General features: G+C 70.1%; 15 protein-coding genes and 1 pseudogene. 5 read left to right on the forward strand and 11 right to left on the reverse strand.

Annotated features, from left to right (window positions below; all coding sequences use genetic code 11):
* Positions 1-358: 358 nt before the first annotated feature.
* Positions 359-910 carry a DUF4192 family protein gene (locus C1N81_RS15900; protein WP_394429613.1) on the reverse strand — a complete coding sequence of 184 codons (552 nt, stop codon included), beginning with the start codon at positions 908-910 and terminating at the stop codon, positions 359-361.
* Positions 883-1,908, reverse strand: a pseudogene (locus C1N81_RS15905) (DUF4192 domain-containing protein); the annotation flags it as partial. The pseudogene C1N81_RS15905 and the gene C1N81_RS15900, both read right to left, overlap by 28 nt.
* Here C1N81_RS15905 and C1N81_RS15910 point away from each other — a divergent pair.
* Both C1N81_RS15910 and C1N81_RS15915 read left to right on the forward strand, forming a co-directional pair.
* The gene (locus C1N81_RS15910; protein ID WP_394429615.1) at positions 1,907-4,069 is read left to right on the forward strand and encodes a RecQ family ATP-dependent DNA helicase; all 2,163 of its coding nucleotides are present in this window, start codon (positions 1,907-1,909) and stop codon (positions 4,067-4,069) included. The pseudogene C1N81_RS15905 and the gene C1N81_RS15910 overlap by 2 nt on opposite strands.
* Before the next feature lie 216 nt (positions 4,070-4,285).
* Positions 4,286-4,912, forward strand: a complete 627-nt coding sequence (locus C1N81_RS15915) for a hypothetical protein (protein ID WP_394429617.1) — start codon at positions 4,286-4,288, stop codon at positions 4,910-4,912.
* Positions 4,913-4,988: 76 nt separating this feature from the next.
* Here the strand turns inward: C1N81_RS15915 and C1N81_RS15920 are convergent, their stop codons facing one another.
* From C1N81_RS15920 to C1N81_RS15930, 3 genes are all read right to left on the reverse strand, one after another.
* A complete protein-coding gene (locus C1N81_RS15920) occupies positions 4,989-5,603 on the reverse strand; it encodes a hypothetical protein (protein WP_394429619.1) in 615 nt (204 codons plus the stop codon).
* A 68-nt stretch (positions 5,604-5,671) separates the two neighbouring features.
* Positions 5,672-6,373, reverse strand: a complete 702-nt coding sequence (locus C1N81_RS15925) for a ribonuclease HII (RefSeq protein WP_394429621.1) — start codon at positions 6,371-6,373, stop codon at positions 5,672-5,674.
* Between the two features lie 51 nt (positions 6,374-6,424).
* On the reverse strand, positions 6,425-7,051 hold the full coding sequence (locus C1N81_RS15930; RefSeq protein WP_394437983.1) for a TetR/AcrR family transcriptional regulator: 627 nt from the start codon (positions 7,049-7,051) through the stop codon (positions 6,425-6,427).
* Between the two features lie 145 nt (positions 7,052-7,196).
* On the opposite strand from C1N81_RS15930, the gene C1N81_RS15935 reads away from it, so the two are divergent.
* Complete coding sequence (locus C1N81_RS15935) at positions 7,197-8,753, forward strand: MFS transporter (protein WP_394429623.1); 1,557 nt, start codon at positions 7,197-7,199, stop codon at positions 8,751-8,753.
* A 264-nt stretch (positions 8,754-9,017) separates the two neighbouring features.
* On the opposite strand, the gene C1N81_RS15940 is transcribed toward C1N81_RS15935, so the two are convergent.
* The 4 genes from C1N81_RS15940 to C1N81_RS15955 form a co-directional block, all read right to left on the reverse strand.
* Entirely contained in the window at positions 9,018-9,926 is a 909-nt protein-coding gene (locus C1N81_RS15940) for an ADP-ribosylglycohydrolase family protein (protein ID WP_394429625.1), read from the reverse strand.
* A gap of 12 nt (positions 9,927-9,938) precedes the next feature.
* Positions 9,939-10,598 (reverse strand): histidine phosphatase family protein, encoded by a 660-nt coding sequence (locus tag C1N81_RS15945; protein ID WP_394429627.1) that lies wholly within the window; start codon positions 10,596-10,598, stop codon positions 9,939-9,941.
* 88 nt (positions 10,599-10,686) lie between these two features.
* Positions 10,687-11,292: a YdbC family protein gene (locus C1N81_RS15950; protein WP_394429629.1), complete on the reverse strand. Its 606-nt coding sequence runs from the start codon at positions 11,290-11,292 to the stop codon at positions 10,687-10,689.
* 34 nt (positions 11,293-11,326) lie between these two features.
* Entirely contained in the window at positions 11,327-11,524 is a 198-nt protein-coding gene (locus C1N81_RS15955; protein ID WP_394429631.1) for a hypothetical protein, read from the reverse strand.
* A gap of 94 nt (positions 11,525-11,618) precedes the next feature.
* Between C1N81_RS15955 and C1N81_RS15960 the strand changes: the two genes are divergently transcribed.
* The gene (locus C1N81_RS15960; RefSeq protein ID WP_394429633.1) at positions 11,619-12,158 is read left to right on the forward strand and encodes a TerD family protein; all 540 of its coding nucleotides are present in this window, start codon (positions 11,619-11,621) and stop codon (positions 12,156-12,158) included.
* Between the two features lie 115 nt (positions 12,159-12,273).
* On the opposite strand, the gene C1N81_RS15965 is transcribed toward C1N81_RS15960, so the two are convergent.
* On the reverse strand, positions 12,274-15,177 hold the full coding sequence (locus C1N81_RS15965) for a vitamin B12-dependent ribonucleotide reductase (RefSeq protein WP_394429635.1): 2,904 nt from the start codon (positions 15,175-15,177) through the stop codon (positions 12,274-12,276).
* A 136-nt stretch (positions 15,178-15,313) separates the two neighbouring features.
* Positions 15,314-15,862 carry a transcriptional regulator NrdR gene (gene nrdR / locus C1N81_RS15970; RefSeq protein ID WP_394429637.1) on the reverse strand — a complete coding sequence of 183 codons (549 nt, stop codon included), beginning with the start codon at positions 15,860-15,862 and terminating at the stop codon, positions 15,314-15,316.
* Between the two features lie 550 nt (positions 15,863-16,412).
* Between nrdR and lexA the strand changes: the two genes are divergently transcribed.
* Positions 16,413-17,198 carry a transcriptional repressor LexA gene (lexA, locus tag C1N81_RS15975; protein ID WP_394429639.1) on the forward strand — a complete coding sequence of 262 codons (786 nt, stop codon included), beginning with the start codon at positions 16,413-16,415 and terminating at the stop codon, positions 17,196-17,198.
* The last annotated feature ends 64 nt before the right edge of the window (positions 17,199-17,262 follow it).

The following is a 17,262-nucleotide window of genomic DNA, read 5'->3' on the forward strand; positions in this document are numbered from 1 at the left end:
CTTGAGACGTCCGCTGTCACGACGACCGCCTGCCCGTGAGGCCGTACTCGTGCGCGTGCCGCGCGGCGGGACTCCACCTCGTCCGGCTGGCCAGGTCGCTTGGTACACCACCGCCGCACCGACGCCGACAGAAGATCCCTCGGCCAACGACCGGCCTTCGCTTCAACTCCCGCATGGGGCGCCTCCCTTGTCGCGCGGTCGCCGGTGGTGTCCGCGTCCTGCCGGGCTGCTCGGCGCGCCGAAGAGGTCCGGCCGCCGTGACCGACACCCGGATGAACGGAGCCGCCCCGTGGCAAGTAACGCCACAGAGGAGCGAACCACCCGCCCTCAGGTCGACGGGCCCGCGCTACGGCGCTCCTCATCCGTCGTCCCGGGTGCGCTGCCTCGTGCCGCGGCGGTTGCCGGAAGGGCGTCGAGGTGCCCGGCCCCCTGCCCGCGCGGGACGGGTCCCCGCGCCTGGGCGGCGCTCACCGCGACGCCGTAGCGCGGCTTCCAGACCGCGGGCCGCCCGCGACGCCCCCGGGTCCACGGCAACTCCGGAACGCTCGGCACCGGCGTCCTCCCCGGTGTCGCCCCCGCCCTGCGCGGGCTCCGGGTCCTGCGCGCGCGGGGCCGCGACAGCGCTCTGTTCCCGGTCGACCCGCTGTCCGCGCAGCGAACGTCGTACCGGTTCCGGGTCGACACCGTCGGCCCTCGCCGCGTTGAGCAGCCGGGCGAAGACATAGCGGGGGTCGACGGTGAGGGCCATCTCGAGTGCCTGGTCCGCTTCGACGGTGTCGCCGAGTGACCAGGCGATCCAGCCCGCGAGGGACAGCGGCGCCGCGGCGTGCTCGCCGTAGGGCCGACACAACGGCGTGCCAGTGCCCTCCACAGACGCAGGGCGCAGTGGGCCTCCGCGCCTTCCATCCACTCGGCCGCCCGGTCCCTGGTCTCCCGGTCCTGGAGACCGAGAATGAGGGTGGCGGCTTCGTCGTGGGCCAGCAGTTCGTCGTCCCGGAGATCGGCCTCCAGGTCCGCGTCCTCGCCGGGCGCGTCCCCCGCGGGCGCGTCCAGGAGGCGGCGCATGACGCGGCGGGCGAGATCGAGGGTCTCCGCCTCGACCTCCTCCCGAGGTACACCGGCGAAGATCCTCGGCACGAGGACCATCGCGGCCGCGTCCAGCGCCCGCGTCTGCTCCGCGACGAGCGCCGTCTGCAACGGGGCCAGGCGCGCCCGGACCTCCTGCACCGATCCGCGGACGTGGATACCGGCGTACGCCGCCGTCGCCGCCATCACCGACGTCCCGCCCGTGCTGATCGGGTTGCCCTCCGGCGGGCAGCATTCGGGGCGGGGACAGCAGTAGGACCAGTACCTGCCGTTCGTGAGGCACAGCGCTTCCGTGACGGGCACGTCCAGGCAGCCGCACGTGGTCCGCAGGAGCTGCGCGAAGGGGCGCAGCCGCTCCATGACGCGCTGCGCGGAGTCGGGCGCCGCGTCCGTCGCGTCCTGGCAGAGGAAGGCGACGACGCTGTCCGGCTTCCCGTCCCGCCGCTCGCATTCGCCGATCAGGCAGTGGGCCAGCTGCTCCGCCACGGACGGCCAGTCCTCGGGGCGTTCGGGAATTCCGAGACGTACGCGGCCGCCGAAGCGCCCTTTGTGCAGGGCGACGAGGACGACGCTGTCGTCGGGGCGGAACCCGAGCAAGTACGGAAGCGCCTCGGCGAGTTCGCCCGCCGTGCTCAGGGTGATCTTGGCCTGGCCGGTCGCACCGGCGGGCTGGTGGTGATTCGTCATGGGACGACCATGCCGCGGATCGACTCCCTCCGGTTTTGGCTGTGGATAACCTCGATCAGGGACACGACACGAGTTGTCCACAGGTCGCCGCCCTCGTTCGCGCGATGTCAGTCCCATCGGGTTGCATAGGGGCATGAGCAACGAAGATCTGCGGACGGCCGCCGACGCCGTACTCGCGCGCCTGGTCTCCGACCCGACCGGGACGGCCCGCCTGCGCGAGGACCAGTGGCACGCGATCGAGGCCCTGGTCGCGGAGCACAGACGCGCCCTCGTCGTGCAGCGCACCGGCTGGGGCAAGTCCGCGGTGTACTTCGTCGCGACGGCGCTGCTGCGCGAGCGTGGCAGCGGCCCCACCGTGATCGTCTCCCCGCTGCTCGCGCTGATGCGCAACCAGGTGGAGGCGGCGGCGCGCGCCGGTATCCGCGCCCGCACGATCAACTCGTCGAACGTGGAGGAGTGGGACGCCGTACGGGAAGAGGTGGCGGCCGGTGACGTCGACGTCCTCCTGGTCAGCCCCGAGCGGCTGAACAACCCGGACTTCCGGGACAACGTCCTGCCGCAGTTGGCGGCCGCGACCGGGCTTCTGGTGGTCGACGAGGCGCACTGCATCTCGGACTGGGGGCACGACTTCCGGCCCGACTACCGGCGCCTGCGCACCATGCTGGCCGAGTTGCCCCAAGGCGTCCCCGTCCTGGCCACGACGGCGACGGCCAACGCGCGGGTGACAGCGGACGTCGCGGACCAGCTCGGCACCGGCGGCGGCTCGGACGCCCTGGTACTGCGCGGCCCGCTCGACCGCGAGAGCCTGAGCCTCGGTGTGCTGCAGCTGCCGGACGCCGCGCACCGGCTGGCCTGGCTCGCCGGGCACCTCGACGAGCTGCCGGGCTCGGGGATCATCTACACGCTCACGGTCGCCGCGGCCGAGGAGGTCACCTCGTACCTGCGTCAGTGCGGGCACACCGTCACCTCGTACACGGGCAAGACGGAGAACGCGGACCGACAGCAGGCCGAGGAGGATCTCCTGGCCAACCGGGTGAAGGCGCTGGTGGCCACCTCCGCGCTCGGCATGGGTTTCGACAAGCCTGACCTCGGGTTCGTCGTGCACCTCGGCTCCCCCTCGTCCCCGATCGCCTACTACCAGCAGGTGGGGCGCGCGGGGCGTGGCGTCGAGCACGCGGAGGTCCTGCTGCTCCCGGGCAAGGAGGACGAAGCGATCTGGCGCTACTTCGCTTCGCTGGCTTTCCCTCCGGAGGAGCAGGTGCGGCGCACCCTGGACGTGCTCGCGCAGTCCGACAGGCCGCTCTCGCTCCCGGCCCTCGAACCCCTGGTGGAGCTGCGGCGCTCCCGCCTGGAGACCATGCTCAAGGTCCTGGACGTGGACGGCGCGGTGCACCGCGTGAAGGGCGGCTGGATCGCCACGGGCCGGCCGTGGACGTACGACACCGAGCGCTACGCCTGGGTCGCGAAACAGCGCGAGGCCGAACAGCAGGCCATGCGCGACTACGTCACCACGACCGGCTGCCGTATGGAGTTCCTGCGGCGCCAGTTGGACGACGACGCGGCGGCGCCGTGCGGACGCTGCGACAACTGCGCGGGGGCCCGCTTCGAGGCCACCGTCGCACCGGACGCGCTGGACGCGGCCCGGGGCGAACTCGGGCGCCCGGGCGTCGAGGTGGAGCCCCGCAAGATGTGGCCCACCGGGCTCGCGGCCGTCGGCATCGATCTCAAGGGGCGCATCCCGGCGGGCGAACAAGCCGGCACGGGGCGGGCGCTCGGCCGTCTCTCGGACATCGGCTGGGGCAACCGGCTGCGCCCGCTGCTCACGCCCCAGGCCGCCGACGGGCCCGTGCCCGACGATGTGGCCCGGGCCGTCGTGGAGGTCCTGGCCGACTGGGCCAAGGGGCCCGGCGGATGGGCGAGCGCGGATCCGGACGCCCAGCCGCGCCCCGCGGGCGTGGTCACGATGGCGTCCCACACGCGGCCCCAGCTCATCGAATCGCTGGGAGCGGGCATCGCGCAGGTGGGCCGCATGCCTCTACTGGGGCGGGTCGAGTACGCGCCGGGCAGCGACACCGCCCACATCCCGCGCAGCAACAGCGCCCAGCGTCTGCGGGCCCTGGAAGGCACTCTGACGGTGCCCGCCGAGCTGGCCGAGGCGCTTGCCCGCGCGGGTGGTCCGGTGCTCCTCGTCGACGACTGCACGGAGACAGGCTGGACGCTGGCGATGGCCGCCCGTCTGCTTCGACGGGCGGGTGCCACCGGGGTGTTGCCGCTGGTCCTCGCGGTACAGGGCTGACTCATGCGTCGAAGCCCCCGGCGGTGGGAAAGAACATTGAAGACGCATCGTCAGATACCGGCACCGAACCGCGATTGCTCGTTGCCCTGCGCCTGCGCGGCGGGAAGAATTGGCAGTGCTCCCCGCGTGGCCCCCATGACCCGGCAGGGCTGTGCCGCGGTGCGCTCCCCCAGTCCGACCCTGCCCGCGTACGGGCGTGTAGCCGAAGGGAGGACCATGACCTTCGGATTCGCTCCGTCCTCGGCTGCGTCGATGTCCGCGTCCTTGATGCGCGCCGCTGCCGCCGACCGACCCACCAGGCTGCTCGAGCCCGCGGAGTGGGCGGCGGCGGGGATCCCGCTGCTGCGCGACCCACGTGATGTCGTGAGCGGGCTGCACGCGCGGCACCGGCCGATACCCAGGACCGCCGTGGTGGCGGTCCTCGACCCGGAGGAGCGGCTGAGCGCCAGCGCCTCGTTCACCCGCCGTGACAGCGGTACCGACGGCTGGACGTTCCGCAACTCCCTGCTCGCGCAGTTGCGCCGGATCATCCCGCACGACCTGCGCCGCCGCACCCCGGTCCGTACAGCGGTGTTGCTGTACTGCCGCGAGGGCGACACCCGCTGGACGGAGGAGGACGGCGCGTGGATGTGGGGGCTGCGGGACGCCTGCACGTTGCACGGGCTGCGCTGTGGCGCGTACATCACGATGACGCGCGACGGCTGGCAGGTGCTCGGCGAGGGCCGTGGCGGCCGTCGCCCGAGCGTCGGCTCGGTGACGGACGTGCTCGGCGGCGACGGGGAGCCGACGCCGCGGACCGGTGGTGCCGCGACGGAGACGCTGCGGCGCGCGGCGGCCCGCTGACACGGCGCGGTCAGGCACCGACCTGCCGGACTCCCCGGACACCGTCGGACGGTGCGGGCAGCCGGCGGGCGGTGCGTCAGACCCCGGCGCCCAGCAGCGTGTTCACGCGCTGCGGGTCACCGCACACGACCAGCAGGGCGCCGGCCCGACCGAGGGCGAGCGGAAGCGCCTTCGTGGCCGCCTCGTCGGCGCCGCCGTTCACGGCGACGACCACCACGGGGCGTGCGGCGGCACGGCTCAGGGCGGAGGCGTCGGCGTAGAAGACGTCGTCGCCCGCATCGTGCTGCGCCCAGTAGGCGTCCTCACCGAACGACAGCTCGTGCGCGGCCCACGGGTGCGGGTCACCGGTGGTGATCACCAGCACGTCGCCGGGCGCGCGGCCCGTGTCGAGCAGGAGGTCGACGGCTTCCTCCGCGGCGTCCAGCGCGCCCTCGGCCGAGGCCGGGATCAGCTGGACCTGCGGCTGGGAGGCCGAGGTCGAGGGAACGGCGGGGGCCTGCGGCCCCGGCTTCGTGGCGGCCACCGACTCGCGCGCGGCGCGCTGCACGGGCGGGGTGGGCCTTGCGGGACCCGGGCGGCCGGGTCGCGGCGGCGCCGCGGGACGCGGGCCGGGTACAGGGCGAGGGGTCGGCGCGGTGCGGGGACCCTGGGCACTCTCGTGAATCTGAGGCTCCTCGGGAATGAGAGGCATGAGCTGATATCTATCAAACGCGGGTGCGGTTCGCGTCAGCGGGTGGCACATCGATGCGAAGGCAATGGTCAGAAGTCGAAGCCGAGCTGGCCCTCGATTTCCGGAGCGCTTCCCTCCGCCCAACTGCGGGCTTTCTTGAGGTGCCGCCACTGGGGCAGCGCATCAAGATACGCCCACGTGAGCCGGTGGTGCGGGGTGGGCCCCCACTCCTCCAACGCGGCACGGTGCACCGGCGACGGGTATCCGGCGTTGGCCGCAAACCCGAAGTGTGCATGGTCGGTGCCCAGTTCGGCCATCATTTTGTCGCGGCGGACCTTGGCGATCACCGACGCCGCGGCCACAGCGACGCAGGAACGGTCCCCCTTGATCACCGTATGAACCTGCCAGGGCGCACCGAGATAGTCGTGCTTACCGTCGAGGATCACCGCTTCGGGCCGCACCGGGAGCGCCTCGAGGGCGCGGGTGGCGGCGAGACGCAGAGCCGCGGTCATGCCCATGGCGTCGATCTCCTCGTGCGAGGCGTGACCGAGGGCATGTGCGGTGACCCAGCTCTCCAGCACCTCCGCGAGTTCCTCGCGGCGCTTGGGAGTGATCAGCTTGGAGTCGGTGAGCCCATCCGGCGGGCGCCGCAGTCCTGTGACGGCGGCGCAGACCGTGACCGGGCCCGCCCAGGCACCGCGGCCGACCTCGTCGACACCGGCGACGATCTTGGCTCCGGTGCGCGCGCGCAATGAGCGCTCGACGGTGTGGGTGGGTGGTTCGTACGGCATGGCGGCATACAGCGTACGCCGCCGCCGTCACGCCACGACACCCGGTCGGCCTCAGTCTCCGTGACACCGGAGCAGGGGCACCATGACCTGGTCGATCATCGCCACCAGATCCGCCTCTTCCCATTCGCTGCCGCACACCTTGGAGCGGTACATCATCAGCGCGGGGATGACGTCGCACACCGCGTCGCTCACGGCATCGGACCGCACCTCGCCGCGCTCGATACCGCGCTGCAGGACCTGTTTGATCATCTGCACACTGGGTTCGACGACACCTTCGATGATCACGCCGTGGAACCGCTCGGCGGTGAAGGCATCGCATTCGTGAAGCACGGAGCGAATGGCGAAGCCGGGGCGCGAATACATGGCCGCCCGCATCTGACGGCACAACTCCAGCAGATCGTCGCGGACATTTCCGCGATCCGGGGCGTCGTCCAGGGTGGGCAGCCCCGACTGCAGGGCGTCCACGACGAGATCCGCCTTGGAGGGCCACCGCCGGTAGACCGCGGCCTTGCCCGTCTGCGCACCGGCGGCCACGCCCTCCATCGTGAGGCCGTTCCAGCCGACCGTACTGAGCTGGTCCAGCGCGGCGTCCAGGATGGCCCGTTCCAACACGGGTCCACGCCTGCGCATGGAGGCGGCCGTCTGAGCGGAATCGGCCGTCCAGCGCGAAGTAACCATCGTCATCTCTCCGTTGAGCGGGGCGAGCGGCACGAGACGCACGGCAGCAATTTCAGTGAACGGTTGCGTTCACTGTAGGGGAGTCACTACCGTTGACGCGACAGTGAACGGGCTCGTTCACTAAATCGCTCGTGGGGGATCCATAGTGTCAACCTCTCAGTTAGCGCATGATCAGAAGCCGGGAAGAGCCCGCCGGGAGGGGCACCCCGGCATCGCACTCGCGGTCATCGCGGCCTGCCAACTCATGGTGGTCCTCGACGCGACGATTGTGAACATCGCGCTCCCGCACATCCAGAACGCCCTCAGCTTCTCTACGACCGACCTCACCTGGGTCGTCAGCGCCTACACGCTCACCTTCGGCGGGCTGCTGCTCCTCGGCGGCCGCGCCGGTGACATCCTCGGCCGCCGCCGGGTCTTCATGGCCGGCATTTTGCTGTTCACCTTCGCCTCCCTCCTGGGCGGCCTGGCGCAGGAGCCGTGGCAGCTGCTGGCCGCGCGCGCCCTTCAGGGGGTCGGTGGCGCGATCGCCTCACCCACGTCACTGGCCCTCATCACGACCACGTTCCCGGAAGGTCCCGAGCGCAACCGCGCCTTCGGAGTCTTCGCCGCGGTCTCGGCGGGCGGCGGCGCCGTCGGCCTGCTGGCCGGCGGGATGCTCACGGAGTGGCTGGACTGGCGCTGGGTGCTGTTCGTGAACGTACCGATCGGCATCCTGATCGCGGTTCTCACGCCCAGGTTCATCAGCGAGTCCGAGCGCCATCCGGGACGTTTCGACATATCCGGCGCGCTCACGTCCACGCTCGGCATGGCCGCCCTCGTGTACGGGTTCATACGCGCCGCCGAGGAGGGGTGGCGGGACAACCTGACGCTCGCGTCGTTCGGCGCCTCGGTCGTGCTGCTGCTGGCCTTCGTGTCCATCGAGAGCCGGGCCAAGGAGCCGATCACTCCCCTGCGGATGTTCGCCGACCGCAACCGGTCGGGGACCTACGTGATCATGCTGAGCCTCGCCGCGGCCATGTTCGGCATGTTCTTCTTCATCGTGCTGTTCGTGCAGAACGTGCTGGGCTACTCGCCGATCAAGGCCGGTCTCGCCTTCCTGCCGGTCACGGTGGCGATCGCGTTCGGCGCGGGCCTGTCGCAGCGGTTCCTGCCGGTGCTCGGACCGAAGCCGTTCCTGGCGGGCGGCTCGGCTCTCGTGGTGGTGGGGCTCGTCTGGCAGACGTTCATCAGCCCCGACAGCTCCTACGTGAGCGGCGTGCTCGGGCCGATGCTCATATTCGGCTTCGGAATGGGCCTGAACTTCGTCACGGTGACGCTCACCGCGGTCTCCGGAGTCGCGCCGCACGAGGCGGGGGCGGCATCCGGGCTGCTCAACACGACCCAGCAGGTGGGCGGTTCGCTGGGGTTGTCCATCCTGACCACTGTCTTCGGTACGGCGAGCCGTGACGAGGCGAAGAACCAGGTGGCCGACTTCATGGCCCACGCGACGCCGGAACAGAAGGCCGAGTTCGCCAAGACGCACGAGCTCCCCGCGCCCTGGAGCCATGAGGTCCTGGCGCACGGCATCTCCACGGCCTTCATCCCTGCAGCGGCGATGGCGGTCCTCGCCCTAGCGGTCGCCTTGCTGGTGATCAGGGTCCGCAAGAGCGACCTCGCGGCACTTTCCGGCACCGCGGGCGCGGCGGGGCCGGCGGCGGGCTGATCTCCCTGCGGCGCGAGCGCGGCAGGGTCAGCAGCGGGCTGATCTTCCTGCGGGGAACGCCCGGCCGTCCTGCGGGGGACGTGGGTGCCGACCGGATCGTGAGGCCCGGTCGGCCCTTACGACGCCTCTGCTCGCGCCGGGATCAGACGACGGTGACAGCCATATCAGTGACGGTCGGGCCGGATCGGTTACCGCCGGGTCGGCTACTGCCGGGTCGGTTACGGCCAGGCCAGACCGGTCATCGCCGGACCGGCTACCGCTCGATCAGACGGTGACGGCCGGTGCCCAGTCCGGCAGGGCCTCGGTCCGCTCCAGCCACGCGGTCGGCGGCTGGGTACGCCCGCCCCCGGTGATGACGCCGCCCACGATCGCGCACGTCGTGTCCATGTCGCCGCCCACCTGGGCGGTGCTCCAGAAAGCCTGCTCGAAGTCCTGGAGTCCGCGCGCGGCCGACCACAGGGCGAACGGCACGGTGTCGTGCGCCGTGGTCCGCCGCCCGCAGCCGAGCACCGCGGCCACGGTAGCCGGGTCGCCGTAGTCGAGCATGTCCTTGGCCCGGCGCAGCCCCGCCTCGACCGCACTGCGCGGCACGAGCGCGATGACGCCGTCGAGCAGGGCCTGCGGGCTCGGCGGCCCGGCCGGGTCGGCCGCGAGCGCCGCGGCGGCGGCCACCGCCATCGCGCCGACGACGGCCTCCCGGTGCTGGTGCGTCGGGTACGCCGAAATCTCGGCCTGGTGCGTGGCCTGCTCCGGGTCGTCGGCGTAGTAGGCACCGAGCGGGGCGATCCGCATCGCCGCCCCGTTGCCCCACGAACCCTGGCCCTTGAACAGCGCGGAGGCCAGCGTCCGCCAGTCGCCGCCCTCCCTGACCTGCCGCAGCAGCCGGTTCACCGCGGGCCCGTAGCCACGGTCGAAGTCATGGTGCTCGGCGAAGGACCGGGCCAGAGCGTCCTGGTCGATGCGGCCGTGGGCGGCGAGAACGGCCACCACGGAGCACGCCATCTCGGTGTCGTCGGTCCACTGCCAGACCCCGTCCGGCACCGCCCGGCGCTTGAGCAGCGGGTAGTTCACCGGCACGAAGAACTGCGATCCCAGCGCGTCTCCCACGGACAGCCCGCGCAGACTGGACAGGGCGCGGTCCAAGCGCCTGTCGGGAGAGGAGTCAATGGTCATCGCCCTGCCACTCTATCCGGTGGCCCCGTAGGACCGGGGGTCGCACCACTGATCGAATGGCCGGTTCATCGCGTACTTTCCGTTCTCCCCGAGAACGAGCATGCGCATCTCGGCGTTCCCAGGGTTCGACAGCGACTCGAACTCCGCGACCGTCCAGTGGAACCAGCGCATGCAGAACAGCCGCATTGTCAGGCCGTGCGTCACGAGCAGCACGTTCGGCGGATGGTCCGGCTGCTCGAAGCTGCGGTACAGGCTCTCCAGGAAGGCGCCGACGCGGTCGTACACGTCCGCCCCGGACTCCCCCTGGGCGAAGCGGTAGAAGAAGTGCCCGTAGGCGTCGCGGTACGCCTTCTGGAGCCGTACGTCGTCGCGGTCCTGCCAGTTGCCCCAGTCCTGCTCCCTGAGGCGAGGTTCCTCGCGCACCCTGACGAGATCGGGGTCGAGCCGGAACGCCTGGAACGTCTCGTGGGTGCGCCGGTAGGGCGAGACGTAGACACTCACCCGCTCTCGGCCGAACAGTTCCCGCAGCTCCTTGCCGGTCTCCTCGGCCTGCTCCCAACCGGCCTCGGTGAGCGCCAGGGCATGGTCGGGCTCACGCTCGTACACGGTGTCGTCGGCATTGCCTTCGGATTCGCCGTGTCGGACAAGAACGATGCGCCGCGGTCGTGCCATGCCCAAACACTAGATCGGTTCGGCCGGTTTCGAGCACTCGTACGGGCTCCATCCGGCGGATGTGACGGTGTTCTCAACGTTCTCGGAGCTACACCGTCCAGGTCGGCTCGAGCTGCACGATGTCGCCGTCGATGGCCTCGATGTCGGCCTCCGTCTCGGCGCGCACGGACAGCCGCTCCACCCGCTGGACCTGGTACTTGCCGCGTTCGGCCGCCGACAGCCACATGGACAGGACCAGGAATTCGTCGCCCGGCGCCTCCCCGAACAGGCCCCGGACCATGCCGGGCGAACCGGCCATCGCCGGGTTCCAGATCTTCTGCTGCATCAACGCGAAGTGCTCGGCCCGCTCCCCCCGCACCTTGCAATGGGCGACGCGAACGACATCGGCGTCCGTGAAACGGGGTTCGAAACCCGTCTTCACGTCGAAGAGGTGGTCGAACAGCTTGGCCCGCATGTCGCGGTAGGTGCCCGTCTGGCCTGCGGCGAGCCGGTCGTGGGAGCGCGCCATGAAGGAGTCGTAGAAGGCACGGCTCTCCCAGAAACCGAAGACGTGCGCCACGTCGGGCTGTCTCGTGCTCCAGCCCCCGCCCTGCCCCCGGAACCCCGGCTCCCCCAGGAGCCCCGCCCATTTCCGCTGCCCCCGCTCGAACCCCCGACGGTCCACCACAGCGCAGCGAATCCACTTGACCAGCACCGCGCCATCGTACGGCGCGGTAGGTGGCCTGAGGTCACTCTCCGATGCAGTGGGTGCGCACCGATGCGGCGAGGCCGTCGTCGCCGAGCTCCACGCCGAACTCCTGGTCGAGCACCGTACGCAACTCTGTTGCCCGCGCGGCCCGTTCGACCCGTCGGGTGTCCGCGCGGGCGATGACGAGCCCCCGGGCGGACAACCCGATGCGCTCCAGGGCGCCGTCGGCCGCTGGCACAGATCCGTTTTCGGACAGCACCGGCCACGCTGTGTCAGTGGGAGGACGTAGCGTGTTCGTAGCAAGCAACATCGCACCATGGAGGGGGAGTTAGGTGAGCAGTCTCCGTAAGGGGATCGAGCGGGTCGAGGTCGGCCTGAAGTGGGACCCCAGCCCGTTGGGCTCGCCCCCGCACGACCTGGATCTCGTCGCCGGGACGTACACCGCTGAGGACCCGCACGGCAGTCCCGCCTATCTGGTCCACTTCGACAGCCGCTCCCCCGACGGGACCATCCATCTCGACCGGGACAGCAGAACGGGCCAGGGCTTCGGGTTCGACGAGGTGATGAGCCTGGAGCTGGAGCGGCTCTCGCCCGCGTACGCGCGCGTGCTGGTCGGTGCCGTCGTCCAGCAGAACGAGCCGCAGGACCGGACGCTGGTCTTCGGCGACGTGGCGAACACCGGAGTGCGGATCCGCCAGGACTACACCGATCTGTCGGAGCACGACCTCTCGGCGGTGGCCGGCAGTCCGGCGGCCACGCTCGGCGAGTTCGTCCGGGGCGCCGACGGCGAGTGGTCGTTCCGCGAGGCGATACGCGGCTTCGACGGTGACCTCACCACGTTCGCCGCCGCGATGGGCGCCCTGGAGCTGTAGCGAGCTGTAGCGCACACGCCGGAGGGGCGGCGGGACCGTGGTGGTCCCGCCGCCCCTCCGGATCAGGCGACTTCGGGTCAGACGACTCCGGATCAGGCGACTCCGGATCAGACGATCAGCTGCAGCCGCTGGTGGAGCCGCAGCCCTCGCAGATGTAGCAGGAGCCGGCGCGCTGCATCTTCGTACCGCAGGAGAAGCAGAGCGGGGCGTCGGCCTGGATGCCCAGCTGCATCTCGACGAGCTCGGCGCTGGTGTGCGCCTGCTGCGGGACGGACTGCACGGCGGCGGCCTCGGCCTTCGGCGTCTCGACGGCCTTCAGGGACTCGGTCTGCGCCTGGACGGGCGCCGACTGCGCGAGACCCTCGACGTCGACCTCGTCCTCGGAGGGCTCGTACGAGCCGGTCTCCAGGTGACGCTGGCGCTCCTCGGCGGAGTGGATGCCGAGCGCGGAGCGGGTCTCGAAGGGCAGGAAGTCGAGCGCCAGGCGGCGGAAGATGTAGTCGACGATCGACTGCGCCATCCGCACGTCCGGGTCGTCCGTCATACCGGCCGGCTCGAAGCGCATGTTCGTGAACTTCGAGACGTAGGTCTCCAGCGGCACGCCGTACTGCAGACCCACCGAGACGGCGATGGAGAAGGCGTCCATCATGCCCGCGAGGGTCGAGCCCTGCTTGGACATCTTCAGGAAGACCTCGCCGAGACCGTCGTCCGGGTAGGAGTTCGCGGTCATGTAGCCCTCAGCGCCGCCGACCGTGAAGGAGGTGGTGATGCCGGGACGGCCCTTCGGGAGGCGCTTGCGGACCGGGCGGTACTCGACGACCTTCTCGACCGCCTTGCGGATCTCCGCCTCGGCCTTCTCCGTGACCTCGACCTTCTCCTTCTCCTTGGTCTTCGCGGAGAGGGGCTGGCCGACCTTGCAGTTGTCGCGGTAGATGGCGAGCGCCTTGACGCCCATCTTCCAGGCCTCGAAGTAGACCTCCTCGACGTCCTCGACCGTCGCCGTCTCCGGCAGGTTGACGGTCTTGGAGAGGGCGCCGGAGATCCACGGCTGGATGGCGGCCATCATGCGGACGTGGCCCATCGCGGAGATGGAGCGCTCGCCCATGGCGCAGTCGAAGACCTCGTAGTGCTCGGGCTTGAGGCCGGGGGCGTCGATCACATTGCCGTGGTCGGCGATGTGGGCGACGATCGCCTCGATCTGCTCCTCCTGGTAGCCCAGGCGGCGCAGGGCCTGCGGGACGGTGCCGTTGACAATCTGCATCGAGCCGCCGCCGACCAGCTTCTTGAACTTGACCAGGGCGAGGTCGGGCTCGAGGCCGGTGGTGTCACAGGACATCGCGAGACCGATGGTGCCGGTCGGGGCGATGACGGACGCCTGCGAGTTACGGAAACCGTTCTTCTCGCCGAGGCGGACCACGTCCTGCCAGGCCTCCGTGGCGGCGGCCCAGATCGGGGTGTCCAGGTCGTCCATGCGGACGGCCACGGTGTTGGCGTCGGCGTGCTGCTTCATGACGCGCTGGTGCGGCGTGGCGTTCTTGGCGTAGCCGTCGTAGGGGCCGACGACCGCCGCGAGCTCGGCCGAGCGCTTGTACGACGTACCCGTCATCAGCGAGGTGATGGCGCCGGCGAGGGCGCGGCCGCCGTCCGAGTCGTAGGCGTGGCCGGTCGCCATGAGCAGGGCGCCCAGGTTCGCGTAGCCGATGCCGAGCTGGCGGAAGGCGCGGGTGTTCTCGCCGATCTTCTCCGTCGGGAAGTCCGCGAAGCAGATCGAGATGTCCATCGCGGTGATGACCAGCTCGACGACCTTGGAGAAGCGCTCGACGTCGAAGGACTGGTTGCCCAGGCCGTCGTCCTTGAGGAACTTCATCAGGTTCAGCGAGGCGAGGTTGCAGGACGTGTTGTCCAGGTGCATGTACTCGCTGCACGGGTTCGAGCCGTTGATGCGGCCGGACTCCGGGCACGTGTGCCACTGGTTGATGGTGTCGTCGTACTGGATGCCGGGGTCGGCGCAGGCCCAGGCGGCCTCGGCCATCTTGCGGAAGAGCGACTTGGCGTCGACCTCCTCGATGACCTCGCCGGTCATGCGGGACGTCAGACCGAACTTGCCGCCCTGCTCGACCGCCTTCATGAACGTGTCGTTCACACGGACCGAGTTGTTGGCGTTCTGGTACTGGACGGACGTGATGTCGTCGCCGCCCAGGTCCATGTCGAAGCCCGCGTCACGCAGGGCGCGGATCTTCTCCTCTTCCTTCACCTTGGTCTCGATGAAGCCCTCGATGTCGGGGTGGTCGACGTCGAGGATGACCATCTTGGCCGCGCGGCGCGTGGCGCCACCCGACTTGATCGTTCCTGCGGAGGCGTCGGCACCGCGCATGAAGGAGACGGGACCCGAGGCGTTGCCGCCCGAGGAGAGCAGCTCCTTGGAGGAGCGGATACGGGAGAGGTTCAGGCCGGCGCCGGAGCCGCCCTTGAAGATCATGCCCTCTTCCTTGTACCAGTCGAGGATCGACTCCATGGAGTCGTCGACGGACAGGATGAAGCAGGCGGAGACCTGCTGAGGCTGCGGCGTGCCCACGTTGAACCACACCGGCGAGTTGAAGCTGAAGATCTGGTGCAGGAGGGCGTACGCCAGCTCGTGCTCGAAGATCTCGGCGTCGGCGGGGGAAGCGAAGTACTTGTAGTCCTCGCCGGCCTTCCGATAGGTCTTCACGATGCGGTCGATGAGCTGCTTGAGGCTCACCTCGCGCTGCGGGGTGCCGACGGCACCCCGGAAGTACTTGCTGGTGACGATGTTGACCGCGTTCACCGACCAGAACTCGGGGAACTCGACGCCACGCTGCTCGAAGTTGATCGAGCCGTCGCGCCAATTGGTCATGACGACGTCACGGCTCGCCCACTCCACCTCGTCGTACGGGTGCACGCCGGGGGTGGTGTGGATGCGCTCGATACGCAGACCCTTGGTGGCCTTGGAACCCTTGGTGCGGGAACCTCGTGCCGGGCCGCTCGCCGTCTCTGTCATGCCGCCTCCCATATACCGGGCTAAAACGCCCAAAAGTGCCGCGTAATTCCCGTGGCACGGTGTGTGTCTTGTGTCGCGGACGCCGCTCATGCCGCCCGCGACAGGTCCGTGGATACCGCCGCTGTACCGGAACCGGTCAGTCGGCGGCTTGGGCGGGCACGGGAACCCCGAGGGCCCCGCCGCTCCCGCCGTCACTCTCTACGCGCTCTCCGCCCGCGCAGCCCGACGCCGCCGTGTCGAGCACCTGTTCCCTCAGTTCCGCGATCGCAGACTCGAAGTCCTCCAGCGAATCGAACGCCCGGTACACGGACGCGAAGCGCAGGTAGGCGACGAGATCAAGCTCTTGGAGCGGACCCAGTATGGCCAGGCCCACGTCGTGAGTCGTCAGTTCGGCGCTTCCGGTGGCCCGCACCGCTTCCTCGACCCGCTGACCGAGCAGAGCCAGCGCGTCCTCGGTCACCGGCCGCCCCTGGCACGCCTTGCGCACACCATTGATGACCTTGGTGCGGCTGAAGGGTTCGGTGACCCCGCTCCGCTTGACGACCATCAGCGAGCACGTCTCCACCGTCGTGAAACGACGGGAGCAGTCCGGGCACTGACGGCGACGGCGGATCGAGGTGCCGTCGTCGGTGGTGCGACTGTCGACGACACGGCTGTCGGGATGCCTGCAGAAGGGACAGTGCATTTACTCCCAACCCTCCTTCATGGCACGCCTCACTAGCCCCAAGAGGCTTTTTCCGCCCCTCGAAGCAGCCCCCAGCATAGGTGATGGCCCAGGTCGCGAAACCACCGGGACCACAACCCCTGGGCTGCTGATGCCATCCAACCACTAGATGTGGGGTTCGGCTGCCTTTGGGGGCCTAGAGCGTGTCGTGGGAAGCGGAGTCGTCCGCACACGGCCCGGAAACACCACAGGCCACAGGCCCCGGCCGGCTCCCGGCAGGGCCCCGATCGGATTCCGACCGGGGCGACGCACGCGAGGAGGGGGCGGTGCCCGGAGGGCGAGGCCGCCAATGGCAGACTGGGGCGGCCCTCGGAGCGGGTCTCGGCCTCGGCGGTGAAGCGTACCGGATTGAACCGAAATGCCGCTCTTCCTGATGGCTAGCCATACACCCAGGCGCATGATCACGACAAGCAAACTACGGTTTTTCACTCGAACGTGTGTTTGGCGCAACCTTTCGAAAGGAACTACCGTTGGCTAGCTAGGGAGACATTCTCGAGAGGGGCCGACCGACGTGACCACCACCGCAGACAGTGCCACGATCACTGCCCAGGGCCGCGCCCAGGGACGACTCGAGCCGGTGCATGCCATGAATGACGCAGCCATGACCCAGGAGGGGCCCAAGCCCGGCCGCTCCTTGCCCGGCCGACCTCCAGGCATCCGCGCCGACAGCTCAGGGCTCACGGACCGCCAGCGCCGCGTGATCGAGGTCATCCGGGACTCGGTGCAGCGTCGCGGGTACCCGCCGTCGATGCGGGAGATCGGCCAGGCCGTCGGCCTGTCCAGCACGTCGTCGGTGGCCCACCAGCTGATGGCTCTCGAGCGCAAGGGCTTCCTGCGCCGTGACCCGCACCGCCCGCGCGCCTACGAGGTGCGCGGCTCGGACCAGCCCAGCACGCAGCCCACGGACACGACGGGCAAGCCGGCGGCCTCGTACGTGCCGCTCGTCGGCCGGATCGCCGCGGGTGGCCCGATCCTCGCCGAGGAGTCGGTCGAGGATGTCTTCCCCCTCCCCCGGCAGCTCGTCGGTGACGGTGAGCTGTTCGTGCTCAAGGTCGTCGGCGACTCGATGATCGAAGCCGCGATCTGCGACGGCGACTGGGTCACGGTCCGCCGTCAGCCCGTCGCGGAGAACGGCGACATCGTCGCGGCGATGCTCGACGGCGAAGCCACCGTCAAGCGTTTCAAGCGCGAGGACGGCCACGTATGGCTCCTCCCGCACAACGCGGCGTACCAGCCGATCCCCGGCGACGAGGCGACGATCCTCGGCAAGGTGGTGGCGGTCCTCCGCCGAGTCTGACTCTCCCTGACCGGGCCCCGGAACCAACTGCGCCGGTTCCGGGGCCCAGGGCTGTCCGGACTTC

The organism is Streptomyces sp. SGAir0957, from assembly GCF_043523415.1.